The organism is Actinoplanes sp. CA-131856, assembly GCF_050956135.1.
GTDB lineage: Bacteria > Actinomycetota > Actinomycetes > Mycobacteriales > Micromonosporaceae > Actinoplanes.
Map to the genome: position 1 here is coordinate 2,507,707 of NZ_CP191849.1, position 16,719 is coordinate 2,524,425.

Genomic DNA, 16,719 nt, shown 5'->3' on the forward strand with positions numbered 1-16,719 from the left:
GCCGGCCGCTCACCCGATCACGCCGCCAGGAGCATGTGATGGCTTTTCGCACCGCAGACCCCGACCGCCCGGACGGCTCTCCACGCGGTGACGTGGAGAAATTGCGGCAGATCTTCGAGCAACGATCCGGTTCACTGCTGCGTTTCCTGCGGCGGATCAATTCGTGCCGGCCCCAGATCGTCGAGGATCTGCTGCAGGAGACCATGCTGAAGGTCTGGCGGCACATCGGTGAGGTGCCGGCCAACGAGGACCACATTCAGTCGTGGCTGTTCACCATCGCGCGCAACGTTTCCGCGGACGAGGCGCGGAAGCGTGGCCGGCGGCCGCAGGAATATCAGGGTGAACGCGACTTGCAGAACTATTCCGCGCCGGTCGACCCGATGGATTTCGTCATCGCCACCGAAACGATGCTCGACGCGTTCCGCAAACTCAGTACCGAGCGCCGGCGTGCGCTCGAGGAGATCTATCTGAAGAGCCGCAGCGCCGGCGACACGGCGGACCTGCTGTCCATCCCGGTCGGCACCGCGAAATCACGGGCCTTCTACGCGATGGACTCCGTGCGCACGGCCGTCTTCTCCACGTGACCGACCGGCGAACTGCTGTACGCCCGCGACCACCGATCGAACGAGCAACCATGACCGAGTCGCAGGAGAACTTATGGCCACGCTTCGCGCGCTTCAGTGCTTGGTCGCTCTTGCCCGGTCGGGATCGGTGACACAGGCGGCCATCGCCCTGCACATGTCGCAACCGGCATTGTCCCATCAGATCTCCTCGCTGGAGAAGGAGATCGGTGCGTCACTGGTGGAGCGCCGGGCGCGCGGGGTCCGGCTCACGCCGGCCGGGCAGGCCGTCGCCCAGGAGGCCCGGAGCGCTCTGCATCACGCGAGTCTGGCCGTCTCGCTCGGCCGCCGGGTCGGGCGCGGCCAGCTCGGCCGGTTGCGGATCGCCTGCGCCGAGACCATGACCAATTGGCTGCTGACGCCGACGATGCGGCAGTGGCGGCTCAAGCACCCCGAGGTCCATTTCGAGCTGAGCGAGTTCGTCAGCGCCGACGCCATGGACCGGTTCCTCAGCGCCGGCGACGCCGATCTGATCGTGGGGCCACGGCCGACGGCGACGAACCATCACGTCGAGTTGCTCGGCCGGGAGGAGATGGTGGTCGTGGCCGCGGCCGGTCACCACTTCGCCGACGAGGCGGCGATCAGCCTGGCCGAGGTGGCCAAGGAGCCGTTCATCCACTACGTCGCCGAGAACGGGCTCTCCGTGTGGGCCGACGAGTTGGCGGCGGACAACGGGATCACCTTCGAGCCGGTGCTGCGCACCCGGAGCCCGCGCACCGCCGCCGGTATGGCCGCGGCGAACATCGGTGTCACCCTGGTGCCGGTGTCCGCCCTGGCCGGGCGGAACGAGGGCACGATCCGGCCGCTGCGCCCGCGGTACCTGCGCGACATCATCGTCACGGTGGCCTCGCCGGCCGACGAGTTGAGCAAGCGCTTCGTCGCCGACCTGCGCGCCCGGGGCCTGCCCGACGATGCCCGGGCTTTGCCCTGGGGCTGACCCGTGGACTTGCGGACGCGAACGGGCACCCCGGCCCGCCAGGCTGGCGCCGTCGCCGCCTCGATGAGCCGCCGACATCACATCCGACACGTAAAGGGGACGACATGGGACTCGCGTGGCAACAAGGCCCACTGTCCGGGCACGCGGTGGGACGATTCCTGGTTCCGGAGCCACTGCCCGAGCGGCTGCTGTTCGCCGAGCGGCTGCGCCGCCGCATGCGGGTGCGTTTCGGCGGAGCGTGGATCGCCGACAGCGAGGACGTGCTGCTGCTGCACGAGCCCGGCCGATATCCGGTGGCCTACTTCCCGCTCGCCGCGGTCCGCGACGGCGTGCTGGTCCCGACCAGCCGCACGACCCGGCACCGCGAGCTCGGCGACACCTCGTGGTTCACGGTCGAGGCCGGTGGCGAGCGCGCCGAACGGGCGGCCTGGCAGCACACCGCGCTGCCCGGCCATGCCGAGGAGCTCAAGGACCGGGTCGCCTTCGGCTGGCGGGCGATGGACGCCTTCTACGAGGAGGACGAGCGCATCGTCGGGCACGCGGCGGATCCGTACCACCGCATCGACATCCGCCGGACCTCACGTCACCTCCGGGTGCTCGACGGCGACGAGGTGATCGCCGACAGCACACGGCCGCTGGTGTTGTACGAGTCGGGCTTCGCGCCCCGCTGGTACGTGCCCCAGGAGGACGTCAACACCTTCGCCCTGACCGAGACCGACGTGCAGACGTTCTGTCCCTACAAGGGCCTGGCCGGCTATTACGACATCGGCGAGCGGTCCGGTGCCGCGTGGAGCTATCCGGACGCGTGGCCCGAGGTCGCCCCGATCGCCGGATACCTCTCCTTCGAGCCCGACAAGGTCGAGGTCTATCTCGACGGTGAGCGCCTGCACCTGGAGCCGGGCCAGAACGTGGTCCCGCACGGCCTCGACCGTGGGCTCGACGTGGACGAGATCAAGCCCCGTATTTCCGAGAAAGGGACACCATCGTGAGCAGTGAACTGAAGGACCGGACCGTGCTGGTGATCGGGCGGGGCGGCGGCATCGCCCGCGCCGTCGTCACCGCCGTACGCGAGGCGGGGGCGACCGTGGTCGCCGCGTCGCGCGACCGTGACGCCCTCGCCGGCACGTACGGCGAGGAGCTGACGCTGGAGACCGTGGACGTCACCGACGAGGCGAGCGTGGCCGCGCTCGCCGAGCGACTGGGCCACGTCGACCACGTCGTGTCGACCGCTTCGGCCCGGGCCCGGGGGAGCCTGGCCGACCTGCAGCCGATCGCCGTCCTGCAGTCGCTGTCGACCAAGGTGCTCGGCCCGATCCTGCTGGCCAAGCACTTCGCCCCGCGCATGCCGCGGGACGGCAGCTTCGTCTTCTTCTCCGGCGCCACCGCCCGCAAGCCCGCGCCGGGGATGCTGGCGGTCGCGGCCACCAACGGCGGGGTCGACGCCGTCACCCGGGCCCTGGCCGTCGAGATCGCCCCGCTGCGGGTGAACGCGGTCGCGCCGGGCACCATCGACAGCGGCGCCTACGACGCGCTGGGTGATCAGCGCAAGGCCGAGCTGTTCGCGGCCCGCGCCGGGCGCAACCCGGCCGGGCGGATCGGCCGTCCGGACGATGCCGCCCGGGCCGTCGTGTTCGCCCTCACGAGCACCTTCACGACCGGCACGACGCTGTCCGTCGACGGCGGTGAAGTGCTGGTATGAGCGAGGACATGCTGCTCGAGGTCGTCGTGGTCCCGGTCGGCGACGTCGACCGGGCCCTCGCGTTCTACCGCGACGGCCTCGGATTCCGCCTCGACGTGGACTACCGCCCGAACGAGAAGTTCCGGGTCGTCCAGCTCACCCCGCCCGGCTCGTCGTGCTCCGTCCAGATCGGCGTGGGCCTGACGACCGCGACGCCGGGCTCGGCCGAGGGGCTCAGCCTGGTCGTCGACGACCTCGCGCTGATCCACGCCAAGCTCGTGGCGGCCGGGGTCGCGGTGGACCCGATCCGGCACAAGAAGTCGGCCGACTGGCAGGGCGACTTCGCGCCGGGCCTCGACCCGGACCGGCGCGACTACGCCAGCTTCGCCGACCTGCGCGACCCGGACGGCAACCGCTGGACGCTGCAGGAGCGCGGATACACCGGACCGACCTCATAGGTCGAGCACCACCTCGCCGGCCGGTGGCGGTCGTGGTTCGCGCCGGACGGTCAGGCCGGCCGCCAGACGTAGTCGCGGCGCACGGACAACTGCCGCAGGCCGGTGGTCGCCGCGAATCTCATGCGGCTCCACGTGGGAAGGCCACAGCCGGCCGCTTGGCCGCCCTCTCAGCTGTTGATCGCCCCGTTTATCGCGGCGTTGGTGCGGCTTCGCGCGGCTCGATCGGCCGCCTTGCGGGCCTGTTCCGGGGTCGCCCCCTGCGCCGTCGCCTTGAGGTACGCCTCCTGGCGCCGCCGGTCGGTCTGTTCGTCACGCTTGCGCTTCAGATTGCTCCAGAAGGACATGACGTCAATTTCTCCTTCGGCGCCGGCGTCAAACAGGCCCGCGGTCGATCGACTGGCTGCTCACACTTTTCGCGGGGAAGGTAAGACCGGGGTCAGGCGCGCGGGGTCACGACGGGGAAGTCGGTGTCGGTGCCGGCCACGATGTTGAAGTAGTTCGTGAGGACGTTGAGCGCGATGTGGGCGACCACCTCGGCAATCTGCGCGTCGGTGACGCCGGCGTCGCGGGCGGCCTGCAGGGTGGCCTCGTCGACGGTGCCGCGGCCACGCAGGATGGCGTCCGACAGGGCCAGGAGCGCGGCGGTGTGCGGGTTGCCGGACTTGCTGTCGCGGGCCAGCTGAAGCTCGGTCTCGTCGAGCTTGCCGACCCGGGCGCCCAGGAACGTGTGGGCCGACAGGCAGTACCCGCACTTGTTGTACTCGGCCGCGTGGATCGCGAGCTGCTCGCGGACGGCGGGCGACAGCTCACCGTCGGCCAGCGCGCCGGAGAGCCCCAGGAAGCCCTTGAGCACCGCCGGGTTCACGGCCATCACCTTGGTCATGTTCGGCGTGGCGCCGAGCGCCTTCTTGGTCTCGGCCAGGGCCTCGGCCGCCTTGCCGGTGGCGGTGGCGGGGTCGACGGGGGTGAATCCAGGCATGGTGGCCATTCCTTTGCTCTAACGGTTGCAAGTGTTCCTTGCGTTAGAAACGATGCCCGGCGGAGGATCCGACTGTCAACGGATAGTGACCGGGGTTACCGTTAGAACGAGGTAGCATCGGTGCATGACGACGAGTGCCCCGATCCTGGGCGAACCGCTTCCGGTGGAGCTGATGAACACCGTGTGGATCGACCGGCACGGTGAGCACGACGCCGTCGAGACCCCGGGCGGCCTGGCCGGCTGGCTGCGTTCGCTCGGGCCCCGGCTCCCCGCCCTCGAGCATCTGGGGCCCGATGACGTCGACGACCTGGCCGGCCGCCTGGTTCCTCTCCGCGACGCGCTCCGGCTGCTGGCGGCCGAGGTCACCCAGGACACCCGGTGGCCCCGGCCCGGCGCCGCGGCGCTGGACCGTTCCGTCGCCGCGGTCAACGCGGCCGTGGTGGCGCGGACGCCGCAACTGGTCTGGACGGCGGGCGCCGAGCCGGCCCGGCGCGACCGCCCGCACGCCGACGGGACCGCCGCCCTGGTCTCGGCCTTCGCCGAGGAGGGCATCGCCCTGTTCGGCGAAGGCGGGCAGACTCCGCTGCGGGCGTGCTACGCGCCGAACTGCGGGCTGTATTTCGCCAAGGACCATCCCCGGCGGGAGTTCTGCTCGCCCGGGTGCAGCAACCGGGCCCGGGCCGCCCGCCACTACCAGCGCCGTCGCCGGACCGGTTCCCCGGCCTGATCAGTCGAGCACCTGGGCCGAGATCTCGTCCAGGGCCGCCCGTTCCTTGTCATCGAGCCGGAACGAGATCGCCTCGATCAGGGCGGCGAGATGATCCGGGGTCCGCGGGCTGACGATCGGCGCCACGACTCCCGGCCTCGTCCGCACCCAGGCCAGCGCCACCGTCGCGGGCCGTACGCCGTGGGCCAGGGCAATGGTCTCCAGGGTGTCGAACGCCCACAGGCCGTTGTGCGAGAAGTAGGCCCGGGCGCTGGGCGGCCGGGGTATGCCGTCGCCGGCCGCGGCCGGACGGTACCGGCCCAGCAGGAATCCGCTGCTCGACGTGAAATAGGGAACGACGGCGAGCCTCTCGTCGGCGGCGAGGTCGACCAGGGCCTGCTCGCCGGCGTCCCGTCGCACCAGGCTGTACTGCGGCTGCATGACCGTCGGCGGCGTGAGGCCGTTGGCGCGGGCGACCCGGATCCATTCGCGGATCCGGTCGGCGCTGAAGTGCGACACTCCGACCACGCGCACCTTCCCCGCCCTGACCAGCGCGTCGAACGCGGCCGCGGTCTCCTCGATCGGCACCGTCGGGTCCTCGGCGTGGGCGTGGTAGATGTCGATCCGATCGGTCTGCAGCCGGGCCAGTGAGGCGTCCGCCGCCGATCGGATGCCGGCCGCCGACAATCCGGGGTGGTGCGGATGGGTGCCGACCTTCGTGGCCAGAACGATGCGGTCCCGGTTCTTCCGGGCCGCGATCCAGCGGCCGATGATCGACTCCGATTCGCCGCCGAGGTTTCCGGGAGCCCAGGCCGAATAGCCGTCGGCGGTGTCGACGAAGCTGCCACCGGCCGCCACGTACCGGTCAAGGATCTTCCCGGCGACGCTCTCGTCGCTGGTCCAGCCGAATCTGTTGCCACTGAGCGCCATCGGGAAGACGTCCGCGCCGATCCGCTCCATACCTGTCATTCCTTCCGCCGTTGCGGGTCGATACCTCGCGATGTGCCGGTGCGCCATCCGGTTCTGCCACCACGGGCCGGCGAACGCCAGCAGCAGTGCGCCGGCGATGCCGATGATCAGCCCGAGATGCGACGTCGCGTCCGGCCACCGGCCGGCGATCAGGACGACAGCGATGGCCCCGGCCGCCCCGGCGACACCCAGGGCGAGGCGCCGGGCCCGGCCGCCGGGCCGGGCGGCCGGCCCGCCGGCATTTTTGTGTCGCGCCGCATCAGATGTGACAGTCCTGCCGTTGCGCCGCTCAGCCTTTACGCAGGTCGGGGGCGGGCGAACCGAGCAGCCGGGTCCGGACCCGGTCCCAGCCCAGGCGCATGGCGGCCTGCACGGTCCTCGAGGAAGGGCCGAGCAGCCGCAGCGCCGCGCCGCGGCCGCCGGGAAGCTCGGTCACCCCGGCCAGCACGTCCGGCACCTCGGTCATGGCCGTGCGCAGCAGGTCGACCAGCTCGCCGCCCGGCGAGCCGGCCGCGATCGCATAGAGGGTGCCGAGAACGTCGTACCCGCCGAGCACGCCCGGCGACCGGGGGTCGTCGATCTGGCCCGGCCGCAGCCGCAGCGTGTCGGCGAGGATCGGTGTCCCGTCAGCGCCGCAAACCTCGGTCTCGGCCCAGAACAGGTCGTAGGCGTGCGCCTCGTTGTGCGCCACCCGCCCCGGCAGCAGGACCTCGCCGAGGATCACCGTGGCGTCGTCGGCCATCGTGACGCTCGTCCGCTGATAGAGCCGCGATCCGCGGAACGGGATGATCGGATCCGGCAGGTACTCGAGGACCGTGCCGGCGCCGGCCCGCAGATTGACCAGTTGCGTCGCGAAGTCGTCGCGGGCCCGGAACACCTTGGTCGCGGCTTGGGTCGTCAGGTGGACGGCCGTGCCGGGCGCGCAGTCGACGTCCACCCGGTAGCGGTCACCCTGAACGAAGCCGTCCCCCTGCTGTTGCAGGAACACGAACGCCATGTCGGTGCGCCCGGCGTCCAGATAGACCGGCCGGTAGATGTACAGCGGGGACTTCTGGTACTGCCGGACGACCCGCGTGCTACCGGCGCGAGAGGCAAGCTTCAAATCGAGTACGCCGAGTTTGCCGGCCGCGCCGACCCCCAGAGCGTCCCGCACGTGCGCGCCGAAGGCCAGCACCTCACGCGGCAGGGCGGCCGGGGTGCACCAGGCCCGGTCGTCCCGCCCGGTCATGCCGCGCCGGCGGCGAGGGCGGGCCGGGCGATCACCTCGGCGATGCGGTCGACCACCTCGCCGAGCCCGTCGCCGGTGAAGCAGTTGGTGAAGACGAACGGACGGTCGTCGCGGACGGCGGCGGCGTCCCGGTCCATCACGGACAGGTCGGAGCGGACCAGATCGGCCAGGTCCACCTTGTTGATGACGAGCAGATCGGAGTGGGTCACGCCGGGGCCACGCTTGCGCGGGATCTTGTCGCCCTGAGCCACGTCGATCACGAAGATGAAGTAGTCGGCGAGCGCGGCGCTGAAGGTCAGCGTCAGATTGTCGCCGCCCGACTCGACCAGCACCACGTCGGCGTCGGGGAAGCGCTCGGTGAGCTCGCTGACGGCGTCGAGATTCATGCTCGGGTCGTCGCGCACCGCGGTGTGCGGGCAGGAGCCCGTCTCGACGCCGACCACCCGATCGGGGGCGAGCACCCCCGCCAGCGTACGCCGGACGTGCTTGGCGTCCTCGCTGGTGAAGATGTCATTGGTCACGACCAGCGGGCGGTGCCCCGCCGCGATGAGCATCGGGACGAGCGCCTCGATCAGGGCGGTCTTGCCCGAGCCGACCGGCCCGCCGATCCCGATGCGGGGAATGCCCGGCGCCCGGACCTCCCCGAATCCGTGGTCATGATCGTGGTCGTGGCTGTGGCTGTGCGGAGGGGTGTGGGATTGCATCGATCTCTTCCTTTCAGCTGGCGAACAGCCGAAGCTCGGTTTCCTCGTGCTGCATCGTCATGATGTCCAGCAGCGGGGTGCAGCTGCTGATGTCGGCGACGTCCCGCTCGACGGCGTCGCGGGCGGCCGCGTCCATGTCGGCTCGCACGCTGTGCAGCACCGCCTGGGCGGTGCCGTGGTCGGTGACGGCCAGCCGGACGCCGGCCGCGATCCAGCTGGCCGCGAAGGCGAACAGCTCACCGGCCACCGCCTCCAGGCGCGGCACGCCCAGGCAGGAGCTCAGGACGCCGAGGACGACGGCGTGGTTGCCCGGCGCCCGCTTCGTGGACACCTCGTGGGCGTACTGCTTGAGCGCCGGAGGTCCGAACGCCGTCGTCGCCACGCGCAGCAGCGCCCGCCCCGTCCGGGCCGAAGTCTCCCGGGCCTCCCGGGACAGCTTCACCGCGGTCAGCCGCCGATCGGCCCGGACCACCAGGTCCAGGTCGATCGGGCCGGGGCCGCTGGTCGCGCGATGCGCGCAGGCCAGCCCGGCGCCCTCCGACGGCCCGACCGCGAGTCGCAGGTGATCCCGCAACAGCGCGGTCAGGACCGCCGGATCGCTCGGCATGGTGAGCCGGCCCGACTGCACCAGCGTTTCCAGGCCGTACGACAGTGTGTAGCGCCCGCTCGGAAAGGCCGAATCGCTCAGCTGTAGTACGGACAGGAAGCCGGTCAGGTCGGTGCGCATCAGACGATGTAGTACAGCTGCGACATCGACACCTCGCTGGAGGCGGGGACGACGGCCGGGCGACCGTCCACCGTCACCTGGTAGGTCTCGCTGTCCACCTTGATGTCAGGGGTCAGGTTGTTGCGGACCATCTGCGCCTTGCCGACCGTACGGCAGCCACGCACTGCCTCGGTCCGGCGGTCGACGCCGAGCCGCTCCATGACCTTCGCCTCGGCCGCCGCCTGGGAGACGAAGGTGACCGACGTCTGCCCGACGGCCTTGCCCAGGCCGCCGAACATCGGTGCCAGCAGCACCGGTTCCGGCGTCGGGATGGAGGCGTTGGCGTCGCCCATCACCGACCAGGCCACCATGCCGCCCTTGATCACGTACTTCGGTTTGACGCCGAAGGTGTTCGTCGGCCACAGCACGATGTCGGCCAGTTTGCCCGGCTCCAGGGAGCCGACCACGTGCCCGATGCCGTGTGTCAGGGCCGGGTTGATGGTCAGCTTGGCCAGGTAGCGCAGGATCCGCTGGTTGTCGTCGCCGGCCGTCTCGCCCTCGAGGGCGCCGGTGAGCCGCTTCATCTTGTCCGCGGTACGCCAGCACGTGGCCACGGTGTCCCCGACCCGCCCCATGGCCTGCGAGTCCGACGAGTACATGCTGAGCACGCCCATGTCGTGCAGCACGTCCTCGGCGGCTTCGGTCTCGGCGCGGATCCGGGACTGGGCGAAGGCCACGTCCTCGGGATTGTCGGGGTTCAGGTGGTGCGTCACGATCGTCATGTAGAACAGGTTGTCGGTCGTGTCGGTGGTGTACGGCCGGGTCGGGTTGGTCGACGACGGCAGCACGTTGGGCAGCGACGCGATGGCCATCATGTCCGGCGCGTGCCCGCCGCCCGCGCCTTCGGTGTGGTAGCTGTGGATCGCCCGGCCGTCGATCGCGTCGAGCGTGTCGCCCAGATATCCGCCCTCGTTGAGGGTGTCGGCGTGCAGGGCCACTTGGACGTCGTACTCGTCGGCCACGGTCAGCGCGCAGTCCAGGGCGGCCGGTGTGGCGCCCCAGTCCTCGTGCACCTTGAGCCCGAAGGCGCCCGCCTCGATCTGCTCCCGCATGCTCTCCGGGCGGCTGCTGTTGCCCTTGCCCATGAAGCCGACGTTGACCGGCAGGGTCGCGGTCGCCTCCAGCATGCGGGCCATGTTCCACGGGCCCGGGGTGCAGGTGGTGCCCTTCGAGCCGTCGGCCGGGCCGGTTCCGCCGCCCAGCATGGTGGTCGTCCCGCTGGACAACGCGTGCGGGACCTGGGCCGGTGTCAGGAAATGGATGTGTGTGTCGATGGCGCCGGCCGTCGCGATCAGCCCCTCGCCCGAGATCACCTCGGTGCCGGGCCCGATCAGCAGGCCGGCCGAGACGCCGTCCTGGACGAACGGGTTGCCGGCCTGGCCGATCCCGGCGATCCGGCCGTCCTTGACGCCGATGTCGGCCTTGACGATCCCGATCACCGCGTCCATCACGATCACCGAGGTGATGACGAGATCGAGCGCGCCGTCGGCATTGCGCAGCCCGGGGATCTGGGCCATGCCGTCGCGGATCGACTTGCCACCGCCGTAGATCGCCTCCTCGCCGGGCAGGATCAGGCTGCGTTCGACCCGGGCGATCAGCTCGGTGTCGGCCAGCCGGAACCGGTCGCCGGCGGTGGGGCCGTACATCGAGGCGTACTGCCTGCGCGAGACCGTCGTCATGACTGTTCCTCCACCCCGGTGAACCCGCGTTCGAGGGCGAGCGCCATTGCCCGGGCCCTCGAACGCGGGTTGGACGCCGCTCCGTCGAGCAGCCCGCTGAACCCGACGACGCGCGCCGATCCGCCGAACTCGACCAGCTCGACGTCACGTTCGTCGCCCGGCTCGAACCGGATCGACTGGCCCGACGGCACGTTCAGGCGCATACCCAGCGCCGCCGCCCGGTCGAATCCCAAAGCCCGGTTGACCTCGAAGAAGTGATAGTGCGAGCCGACCTGTATCGGCCGGTCACCGGTGTTGCGCACCGCGAGGCGCGCGGTACGCCGACCACTGTTGATCTCGATCGGCTCGTCGGACAGCAGCCACTCGCCTGGAATCATCTCGTCCTTCTAGGAAATCGGGTTGGCCACGGACACCAGCTGGGTGCCCGTCCGGAAAGTCGCCTCGACCTGGACCACGGTGACCATCTCGGGCACCCCCGGCAGCACGTCCTCCCGGGCGAGCACCTGCTTGCCCAGCTCGGTCACCTCGGCGACCGACCTGCCGTCCCGGGCCGCCTCGAGCAGCGCCTCGGTGATCAGGGCGATCGACTCGGGGAAGTTGAGCCTGAGGCCCCGGTCCCGGCGCCGGCGGGCCAGATCGGCGACCTGATAGATCACCAGCTTCTCGATCTCCCGGGGGCTCAGCATCAGCGACGACAACCACGTCTCGATGCGTGGCTCCCCGGGACCGTTGTCGGTCATCTCGTCAGATCCCGGCGAGGCCCTGCGGGCTGTTGTACGGGATCTCGGCGCTGGTGATCTCGCTCAGCGTGCCGTCCGGCTGCACGGCGTAGCCGACAAGCTTCGACGCGTTGGCGAAGATCTGGTAGAGGTACGAGCCGTCCGGGCTGATCCAGTTGTCGCTCGGGCCGCTGCTGACGGTGCCGTTGAGCGCGCGGAACGTGCCGTCACCGGGCACCTTCGGCGAGGCCGAGGTGTGCGCCAGCGAGATGACGTCGCCGTCGATCCGGAAGCTGCTGATGTTGCTGTACCCGAAGTTGGTCGCGAAGATCCACTTGTCGTCGGGTGAGACCGCCAGCCAGCAGAGCTCCGACGGCAGGCCGGCACTCGTGTCGATCTTCACCACCGGGCCGGTGGCGATCTTGCCGCCCTCGTCGAGGGTGGCCAGCGCGACCCCGTCGGCCACCGCGTAGCCGATGACGAAGTGCTGCGAGCGGTGGTGCAGGAAGGCCGGGTAGAACGGCGAACCGCCGCCACCGTCCTGGAACAGCCCCTCGCCGAGCGAGCCGTCCGACTGCACCGGGAACACGACGAGACCGTCGGGGTCGGGCGCGTTGGACGCGACCGACTTCTTCGAGCCGTCCGGCTGGTCGGCCCAGAGAATGGGGGAGCCGTCCGGGTTCGCGGCGGCCGGCTGGTCGAAGGTGGTGCCGACGATGATGTACTTCTCGTCCGGCGAGAGCACGACCATGGTCGACACCCGCCGCGACTTCTCCGCCGTGTTGATCGTGTATCCCTCGGGCCGTGCCTTGAGCTTGCCGTTGGCGTCGACCGACATCAGCCGGACGTGGTCCGGGCCGAACGAGTGCAGCACGTACAACGTGCCGGTGCTCGGCACGTACGCCAGCGATTTGGCCGTGCCGCTGCGCCCGGCCACGACGTTGCCGGTCCGCTTGACGTCGATCAGCGTCAGCTTGCCGTCCTCGCCCACGCCGAAGCTCGACACCGAGTTGTCGCCGCCGTTGGTCGCGAACAGGAACCGCTTGTCCTTGGACACGATGACGCTGCCCGCGGCCTCGAAGGCGTTCGGGGCGCTCTCCTGACCGCTGATCGGCTTGTAGACGCCCGATCCGGCCCCGCCCGTGGCGATCCGCTCCACCTCGTGGATCGTGCCGTCCGCGGTACGGGCGTAGTGGATGACGAAGTTCTTGACCTCGTTGGTCTGGATGTAGAGGTGGCCACCGGCCCGCATGCCCTGCTCCATTACTGCCTCTCCATTTCGTTGGATGATCGGAGCTTGGCCGGAACCGCTCGTTGCTCGCGTCAGTAAATCCCCGGGGCCCGCGCCCGGGTCCGGGTCCGGGGGTACCGCCAGGAGACTCCGCTTCATGTGATCGAGGTCATGACGGCGCCACGCGGAAACCTCTAGATCCTTGACCTTCGTCCGGTGCATGCCGCCGGAGCCGCGACCGCCACGTCGGCGGCGGCGCGCGGCTGCACCGTCACAGCGCCTTCGGCAGCGCGAGATTGAGCTGGCTGCGGGACGTCACGCCGAGTTTCACGAAGACCTTGCGCAGGTGGTACTGGACGGTGTGCGTGCTGAGGAAGAGTCGCGCCGCGATCTCCGGATTGGTCAGGCCCTCCCGCGCCATGCGGGCGATTTGACTTTCCTGGGCGGTGAGCTGCTCGCTCCGCCGCGCGTCCACTCGCCGGCGAAGACCCCCACCTGCGGCATTCAGCTCTCGCCTCGCTCGTTCCGCGAACGCCCCCACTCCCATCGACTCGAATGTTGCGTGTGCCACCTGAAGCGGCCGGCGGGCTTCGATGTGGCGTCGCTCGCGTCGGAGCCACTCTCCGTAGAGCAGGTGAGCGCGGGCAAGGTCGACGCGCAGTCTGGTGCCTTCAAGGCAGGCGATCGACTCACGGTAGAGCCGTTCGGCCTCGTCACCCTCACTGAGCAGAGCCAGCGAGCGGTCTTGAATGCCACGCGCCCAGCCGGAACCGCTGGCCGTTGTGACACCGGCGACCCGGCGGTAGACGTCCGCCGCGACCGCCGGCTCGCCGGCCCGCACGGCCGCTTCGATCAGTTCGACGTGCGGCCACAGCAGAGCGGCCGGGCCCAGGTCGAAGCTGATCGATCGCTGCGCGGCGGACAGAGCCTCGGCGTAGTTGCCGAAGGCGTTGTGGCGCACGGCGCTGGCCCACTCGGCGGCGCTGGTCGGGGTGGTTTCGTCCGGCTTGGCCGACCGATCACCTGATCTTGGGACATCGGTTGTTCGGGACGGCGCGTCACCTCGGAACGCGGCGACGGCGAGGGCGCCGTACGGTGCCAGAGAGGTCCCCAAGGCCCCATCGATGGCCTGGGCCTCATCGGTCAGCCGGGCGGCCGTGGCCAAGTCGCCGGCGAACACGCAAAACAGTGTGTGCAGGTCCAGAGCTCGGGGGAGTTCCTTCAGCGAGCCGAGGTCACGGGCAATCTGTATGTGGCGCTTCGACAGGGCGTACCAACTGTCGTCGTCCCAGATGCGCATGGCGGTGGTGGTCGCAAACCACAGCCAACGCAGCTCGCTCTCCGGCGACATCCCCTCTCCGTAGCCGCTCACCGCTTTCTTCAGTGTCGGGAGCCCGGCCGCGTAGCCCCGATCGAACGCAGTGATCGTTCCGTCGAGCAGCAGATCGACGGGGCGCGGAACCGGGGCTGGCGGCGCCGCGCGCGCCGCGCGGGCTACCGACGCCATATGCTCGGCCGGCCGTTGATGGCGATCTCCAGGTCTCGCCGCGCCGGCGTTGAGGTAGGTCGAGGCGGCGACCGCGTCCAGATACGTTGCCCGCGACAGGAGGACGTCGAACGACGCCAGCCGTTTCGCCGCGCTCAGCAGCAGCGGTGGGATGTCGCTGCCACGGTTGGCGACGAACCCAGCCCGAGCCCGGATCAGGTCGATGTGGGCGCGCTGGAACTCGTTCAGGGGTCCGGCCTCGGCCATGGACAGCAGGTCGGGCACGGGCTCCAACGCGCCGGCGTCGATGTGTACCGCGGCGGCGGCAAGCGCCCGAGCCGTACGGCGGGCCGGATCGAGAGTCAGTGTCGCCGCACGGAGCATGAATGCCGCCGCGGCGGCAAGGCCACCGCGTGTCAGTGCTCGAGAAGCGGAGCGCTCGAGGGCGACAGCGACAGCCTCGTCAGGGCCCGAGACGGCCTGGGAGCGGTGCCACGCCCGGCGATCGGGATCGAGCTCTTCGTCGAGGGCCTGCGCGACGGCTTGATGAGCCTGTTGACGCGCCGGAGGGGAGGCCGAGCGATACACGGCCGACCGAATCAGCGGATGCCGGAATCGGATGGTCGTGCCGACCTCGACCAAGCCGCGGCTGATTGCCGGATCCAGCGCCTCCGGCCTGATTCTGAGCCAGCCGGCCGCGCGCCAGAGGAGGGCCGGGTCGCCGGACGGGTCGGTGGCGGCAACCAGCAGCAGCCGCCGTGTCGTCTCCGGGAGTTCGTTCGCTCGCCGGGCGAAATGTTCCTCGATAGTGCCGGACAGCGGCACGGCGCCGGGGAGACCGAACCCACCGGCCAGTTCCGTCGGCGTCAGGCCGCGAGGCAGCTCGATCAAAGCCAGCGGGTTACCGCCCGTCTCGGTGATGAGTTGCCGACGGATCCGTGAGTCAACGCGGCCGTGAAGAACCACGTCCAGCAGCATTTGCGCGTCACTCTCGGACAGCCCGGAGATCCGCATGCCCGGCAGATCGCTGAGATCTTTCCCGATGACACGGGCAGCGATGATCAAGCCGACCGATTCGCTGCCCAACCGGCGCGCTACGAAGGCAAGCGCCTGGGCGGAGGACGTGTCCAGCCAGTGGAAGTCGTCGACCAGGACGATCAATGGCTTTGTCTGCGCCGCTTCGGAAAGCAGGCTCAACGCGGCTAGGCCGACCTGGAATCGATGTGGAGCCGGTCCGTCACCCAGGCCCAGGGCCGTCGTCAGATGGGCCCGCTGAACCCCGGGCAGACGGTCCAAATGGTCGAGCAGTGGAGCGCACAACCGTTGTAAGCCGGCGAACGGCAGTTCCATCTCCGATTCGACACCGCCGCCGCGAACCACCCGGCAATCTGTCGCCTGACCAGCGGCATGGTCCAGCAGTGCGGTCTTGCCTATTCCCGGCTCCCCGTGCAACACCAACGCTCGGCTGGCGTCGTGGCGTACGTCACCGATCAACTTGTTCAGCGCGGCACACTCGTCGCTCCGGCCTACCAGTTCAGGCCCCCACGGCCAGTTGACCAGGTCTTTCAGCCCTTGCACGGTGCAAGCCTAGCCGGGGCTGAACGCTGCCGGTCGCTAGCCACCGGGGGATGTTGCGCGCTGTGCGCTGTCCGACGATGAGTCAGGCAGTCGGAAGGACGACCGTGGGACCGGTCAGTCGTCCGATGGAGGATGCGGAAACGCTTCCGCTCAACCCCGGCGTGGCGGGTAAGCGCCGCACGACACCGGGGAAGGGCGGATCAACCGGGTTCCGCGCCTACTGCCCCATACACCGTTAATCAGGCCGACGAGGTGTGAATAGCAATGATAACGATTACTTGGTACGGTCACGCGGCATTCGCGATCCGCAGCGGGGCAGACAATCTCTTGATCGACCCGTTTCTGACCGGAAATCCGACCGCGACCGTCACGCCGGAGGCCCTCGCGCCGACGGCGATCCTGGTCACGCACGGGCATAGCGATCATCTGGGCGACGCTGTCGACATCAGCAGACGAACCGGGGCCCCGATCGTTGCCGCCTATGAGCTAGGTCTGCATCTCGGCGGAAAAGGCGTGAACGTGATCCCCGGCAACATCGGCGGAACGATCACGGTCGGCGACGCCAGCGTCAAGTTCGTGCCGGCTGTTCACAGCTCGACCGTCGACGACAACGGATCTTTCGTGGCAGCGAGCATCCCGACCGGTTTCGTTATCCGAATGGGTGGTGTGACGGTGTACGTCGCCGGCGATACCGCCCTGTTCGGCGATATGGACCTGATCGGCGACGAGAATCTCGACGTGGCCATCCTGCCGATCGGCGGGCAATACACGATGGACGCGACGGATGCGGTGAGGGCCGTCGTGCGGTTGCGGCCGAGTGTGGTGATACCGGGGCACTTCAATACTTTCCCCACGATCGCCACCGATCCGTCCGCTTTTTCCAAGGCTGTCGCCGCGTCCACCGAAGCCCGGGTTGTCGTGCTGGAGCCCGGTCAATCCGTCGATCTTTGACATGCAGGCGAAGAGCTGGCCACGAGCGGC

General features: G+C 69.8%; 18 protein-coding genes. 7 read left to right on the forward strand and 11 right to left on the reverse strand.

Annotation, left to right across the window (positions count from 1 at the left end):
• The first annotated feature begins 38 nt into the window (after nt 1-38).
• The 5 genes from ACQP2X_RS12040 (at nt 39) to ACQP2X_RS12060 (ending at nt 3,693) form a co-directional block, all read left to right on the forward strand.
• On the forward strand, nt 39-584 hold the full coding sequence (locus tag ACQP2X_RS12040; protein ID WP_498696356.1) for a sigma-70 family RNA polymerase sigma factor: 546 nt from the start codon (nt 39-41) through the stop codon (nt 582-584).
• Nucleotides 585-711: 127 nt separating this feature from the next.
• Nucleotides 712-1,557 (forward strand): LysR family transcriptional regulator, encoded by an 846-nt coding sequence (locus ACQP2X_RS12045; protein ID WP_498696358.1) that lies wholly within the window; start codon nt 712-714, stop codon nt 1,555-1,557.
• Between the two features lie 104 nt (nt 1,558-1,661).
• Entirely contained in the window at nt 1,662-2,546 is an 885-nt protein-coding gene (locus tag ACQP2X_RS12050; protein WP_498696360.1) for a DUF427 domain-containing protein, read from the forward strand.
• Complete coding sequence (locus ACQP2X_RS12055) at nt 2,543-3,256, forward strand: SDR family oxidoreductase (RefSeq protein WP_498696361.1); 714 nt, start codon at nt 2,543-2,545, stop codon at nt 3,254-3,256. The genes ACQP2X_RS12050 and ACQP2X_RS12055 overlap by 4 nt, the downstream gene beginning before the upstream one ends.
• Nucleotides 3,253-3,693 carry a VOC family protein gene (locus tag ACQP2X_RS12060; protein WP_498696363.1) on the forward strand — a complete coding sequence of 147 codons (441 nt, stop codon included), beginning with the start codon at nt 3,253-3,255 and terminating at the stop codon, nt 3,691-3,693. Before ACQP2X_RS12055 ends, ACQP2X_RS12060 begins: the two co-directional genes overlap by 4 nt.
• Before the next feature lie 167 nt (nt 3,694-3,860).
• Here the strand turns inward: ACQP2X_RS12060 and ACQP2X_RS12065 are convergent, their stop codons facing one another.
• The gene (locus tag ACQP2X_RS12065) at nt 3,861-4,037 is read right to left on the reverse strand and encodes a hypothetical protein (protein WP_498696364.1); all 177 of its coding nucleotides are present in this window, start codon (nt 4,035-4,037) and stop codon (nt 3,861-3,863) included.
• A 92-nt stretch (nt 4,038-4,129) separates the two neighbouring features.
• Nucleotides 4,130-4,672 (reverse strand): carboxymuconolactone decarboxylase family protein, encoded by a 543-nt coding sequence (locus ACQP2X_RS12070; RefSeq protein WP_498696366.1) that lies wholly within the window; start codon nt 4,670-4,672, stop codon nt 4,130-4,132.
• A gap of 124 nt (nt 4,673-4,796) precedes the next feature.
• Between ACQP2X_RS12070 and ACQP2X_RS12075 the strand changes: the two genes are divergently transcribed.
• Entirely contained in the window at nt 4,797-5,399 is a 603-nt protein-coding gene (locus ACQP2X_RS12075; protein WP_498696368.1) for a CGNR zinc finger domain-containing protein, read from the forward strand.
• Here ACQP2X_RS12075 and ACQP2X_RS12080 read toward each other — a convergent pair whose 3' ends face one another.
• The 9 genes from ACQP2X_RS12080 to ACQP2X_RS12120 all read right to left on the reverse strand — a co-directional run bounded on the left by ACQP2X_RS12080 (nt 5,400) and on the right by ACQP2X_RS12120 (nt 15,738).
• Entirely contained in the window at nt 5,400-6,338 is a 939-nt protein-coding gene (locus ACQP2X_RS12080) for an aldo/keto reductase (RefSeq protein ID WP_498696370.1), read from the reverse strand.
• Nucleotides 6,339-6,636: 298 nt separating this feature from the next.
• Nucleotides 6,637-7,575 (reverse strand): urease accessory protein UreD, encoded by a 939-nt coding sequence (locus tag ACQP2X_RS12085; protein ID WP_498696372.1) that lies wholly within the window; start codon nt 7,573-7,575, stop codon nt 6,637-6,639.
• Nucleotides 7,572-8,279, reverse strand: coding sequence for an urease accessory protein UreG (ureG, locus tag ACQP2X_RS12090; protein ID WP_498696374.1), 708 nt, complete (start codon nt 8,277-8,279; stop codon nt 7,572-7,574). The genes ACQP2X_RS12085 and ureG overlap by 4 nt, the downstream gene beginning before the upstream one ends.
• 13 nt (nt 8,280-8,292) lie before the next feature.
• Nucleotides 8,293-9,006: an urease accessory protein UreF gene (locus ACQP2X_RS12095; RefSeq protein WP_498696377.1), complete on the reverse strand. Its 714-nt coding sequence runs from the start codon at nt 9,004-9,006 to the stop codon at nt 8,293-8,295.
• Nucleotides 9,006-10,724 (reverse strand): urease subunit alpha, encoded by a 1,719-nt coding sequence (ureC, locus tag ACQP2X_RS12100; RefSeq protein ID WP_498696379.1) that lies wholly within the window; start codon nt 10,722-10,724, stop codon nt 9,006-9,008. The genes ACQP2X_RS12095 and ureC overlap by 1 nt, the downstream gene beginning before the upstream one ends.
• Nucleotides 10,721-11,101, reverse strand: a complete 381-nt coding sequence (locus tag ACQP2X_RS12105; RefSeq protein WP_498696380.1) for an urease subunit beta — start codon at nt 11,099-11,101, stop codon at nt 10,721-10,723. Before ACQP2X_RS12105 ends, ureC begins: the two co-directional genes overlap by 4 nt.
• A 9-nt stretch (nt 11,102-11,110) precedes the next feature.
• A complete protein-coding gene (locus tag ACQP2X_RS12110; RefSeq protein ID WP_498696382.1) occupies nt 11,111-11,464 on the reverse strand; it encodes an urease subunit gamma in 354 nt (117 codons plus the stop codon).
• A gap of 4 nt (nt 11,465-11,468) precedes the next feature.
• Entirely contained in the window at nt 11,469-12,707 is a 1,239-nt protein-coding gene (locus tag ACQP2X_RS12115; protein WP_498696383.1) for a lactonase family protein, read from the reverse strand.
• Between the two features lie 238 nt (nt 12,708-12,945).
• Nucleotides 12,946-15,738 carry an ATP-binding protein gene (locus ACQP2X_RS12120; RefSeq protein WP_498696384.1) on the reverse strand — a complete coding sequence of 931 codons (2,793 nt, stop codon included), beginning with the start codon at nt 15,736-15,738 and terminating at the stop codon, nt 12,946-12,948.
• A 264-nt stretch (nt 15,739-16,002) separates the two neighbouring features.
• On the opposite strand from ACQP2X_RS12120, the gene ACQP2X_RS12125 reads away from it, so the two are divergent.
• Nucleotides 16,003-16,689 carry a metal-dependent hydrolase gene (locus ACQP2X_RS12125; protein ID WP_498696386.1) on the forward strand — a complete coding sequence of 229 codons (687 nt, stop codon included), beginning with the start codon at nt 16,003-16,005 and terminating at the stop codon, nt 16,687-16,689.
• The last annotated feature ends 30 nt before the right edge of the window (nt 16,690-16,719 follow it).

What these genes read in the sequence shown, in the direction of transcription:
- ACQP2X_RS12085 (WP_498696372.1), bottom strand. Translation starts at nt 7,575, where the DNA reads ATGACCGGGCGGGACGACCGGGCCTGGTGCACCCCGGCCGCCCTGCCG.
- ACQP2X_RS12060 (WP_498696363.1), top strand. Translation starts at nt 3,253, where the DNA reads ATGAGCGAGGACATGCTGCTCGAGGTCGTCGTGGTCCCGGTCGGCGAC.
- ACQP2X_RS12115 (WP_498696383.1), bottom strand. Translation starts at nt 12,707, where the DNA reads ATGGAGCAGGGCATGCGGGCCGGTGGCCACCTCTACATCCAGACCAAC.
- ACQP2X_RS12110 (WP_498696382.1), bottom strand. Translation starts at nt 11,464, where the DNA reads ATGACCGACAACGGTCCCGGGGAGCCACGCATCGAGACGTGGTTGTCG.
- ACQP2X_RS12075 (WP_498696368.1), top strand. Translation starts at nt 4,797, where the DNA reads ATGACGACGAGTGCCCCGATCCTGGGCGAACCGCTTCCGGTGGAGCTG.
- ACQP2X_RS12050 (WP_498696360.1), top strand. Translation starts at nt 1,662, where the DNA reads ATGGGACTCGCGTGGCAACAAGGCCCACTGTCCGGGCACGCGGTGGGA.
- ACQP2X_RS12125 (WP_498696386.1), top strand. Translation starts at nt 16,003, where the DNA reads ATGATAACGATTACTTGGTACGGTCACGCGGCATTCGCGATCCGCAGC.
- ACQP2X_RS12105 (WP_498696380.1), bottom strand. Translation starts at nt 11,101, where the DNA reads ATGATTCCAGGCGAGTGGCTGCTGTCCGACGAGCCGATCGAGATCAAC.
- ACQP2X_RS12065 (WP_498696364.1), bottom strand. Translation starts at nt 4,037, where the DNA reads ATGTCCTTCTGGAGCAATCTGAAGCGCAAGCGTGACGAACAGACCGAC.
- ACQP2X_RS12080 (WP_498696370.1), bottom strand. Translation starts at nt 6,338, where the DNA reads ATGGAGCGGATCGGCGCGGACGTCTTCCCGATGGCGCTCAGTGGCAAC.
- ureG (WP_498696374.1), bottom strand. Translation starts at nt 8,279, where the DNA reads ATGCAATCCCACACCCCTCCGCACAGCCACAGCCACGACCACGATCAT.
- ureC (WP_498696379.1), bottom strand. Translation starts at nt 10,724, where the DNA reads ATGACGACGGTCTCGCGCAGGCAGTACGCCTCGATGTACGGCCCCACC.
- ACQP2X_RS12070 (WP_498696366.1), bottom strand. Translation starts at nt 4,672, where the DNA reads ATGCCTGGATTCACCCCCGTCGACCCCGCCACCGCCACCGGCAAGGCG.
- ACQP2X_RS12095 (WP_498696377.1), bottom strand. Translation starts at nt 9,006, where the DNA reads ATGCGCACCGACCTGACCGGCTTCCTGTCCGTACTACAGCTGAGCGAT.
- ACQP2X_RS12040 (WP_498696356.1), top strand. Translation starts at nt 39, where the DNA reads ATGGCTTTTCGCACCGCAGACCCCGACCGCCCGGACGGCTCTCCACGC.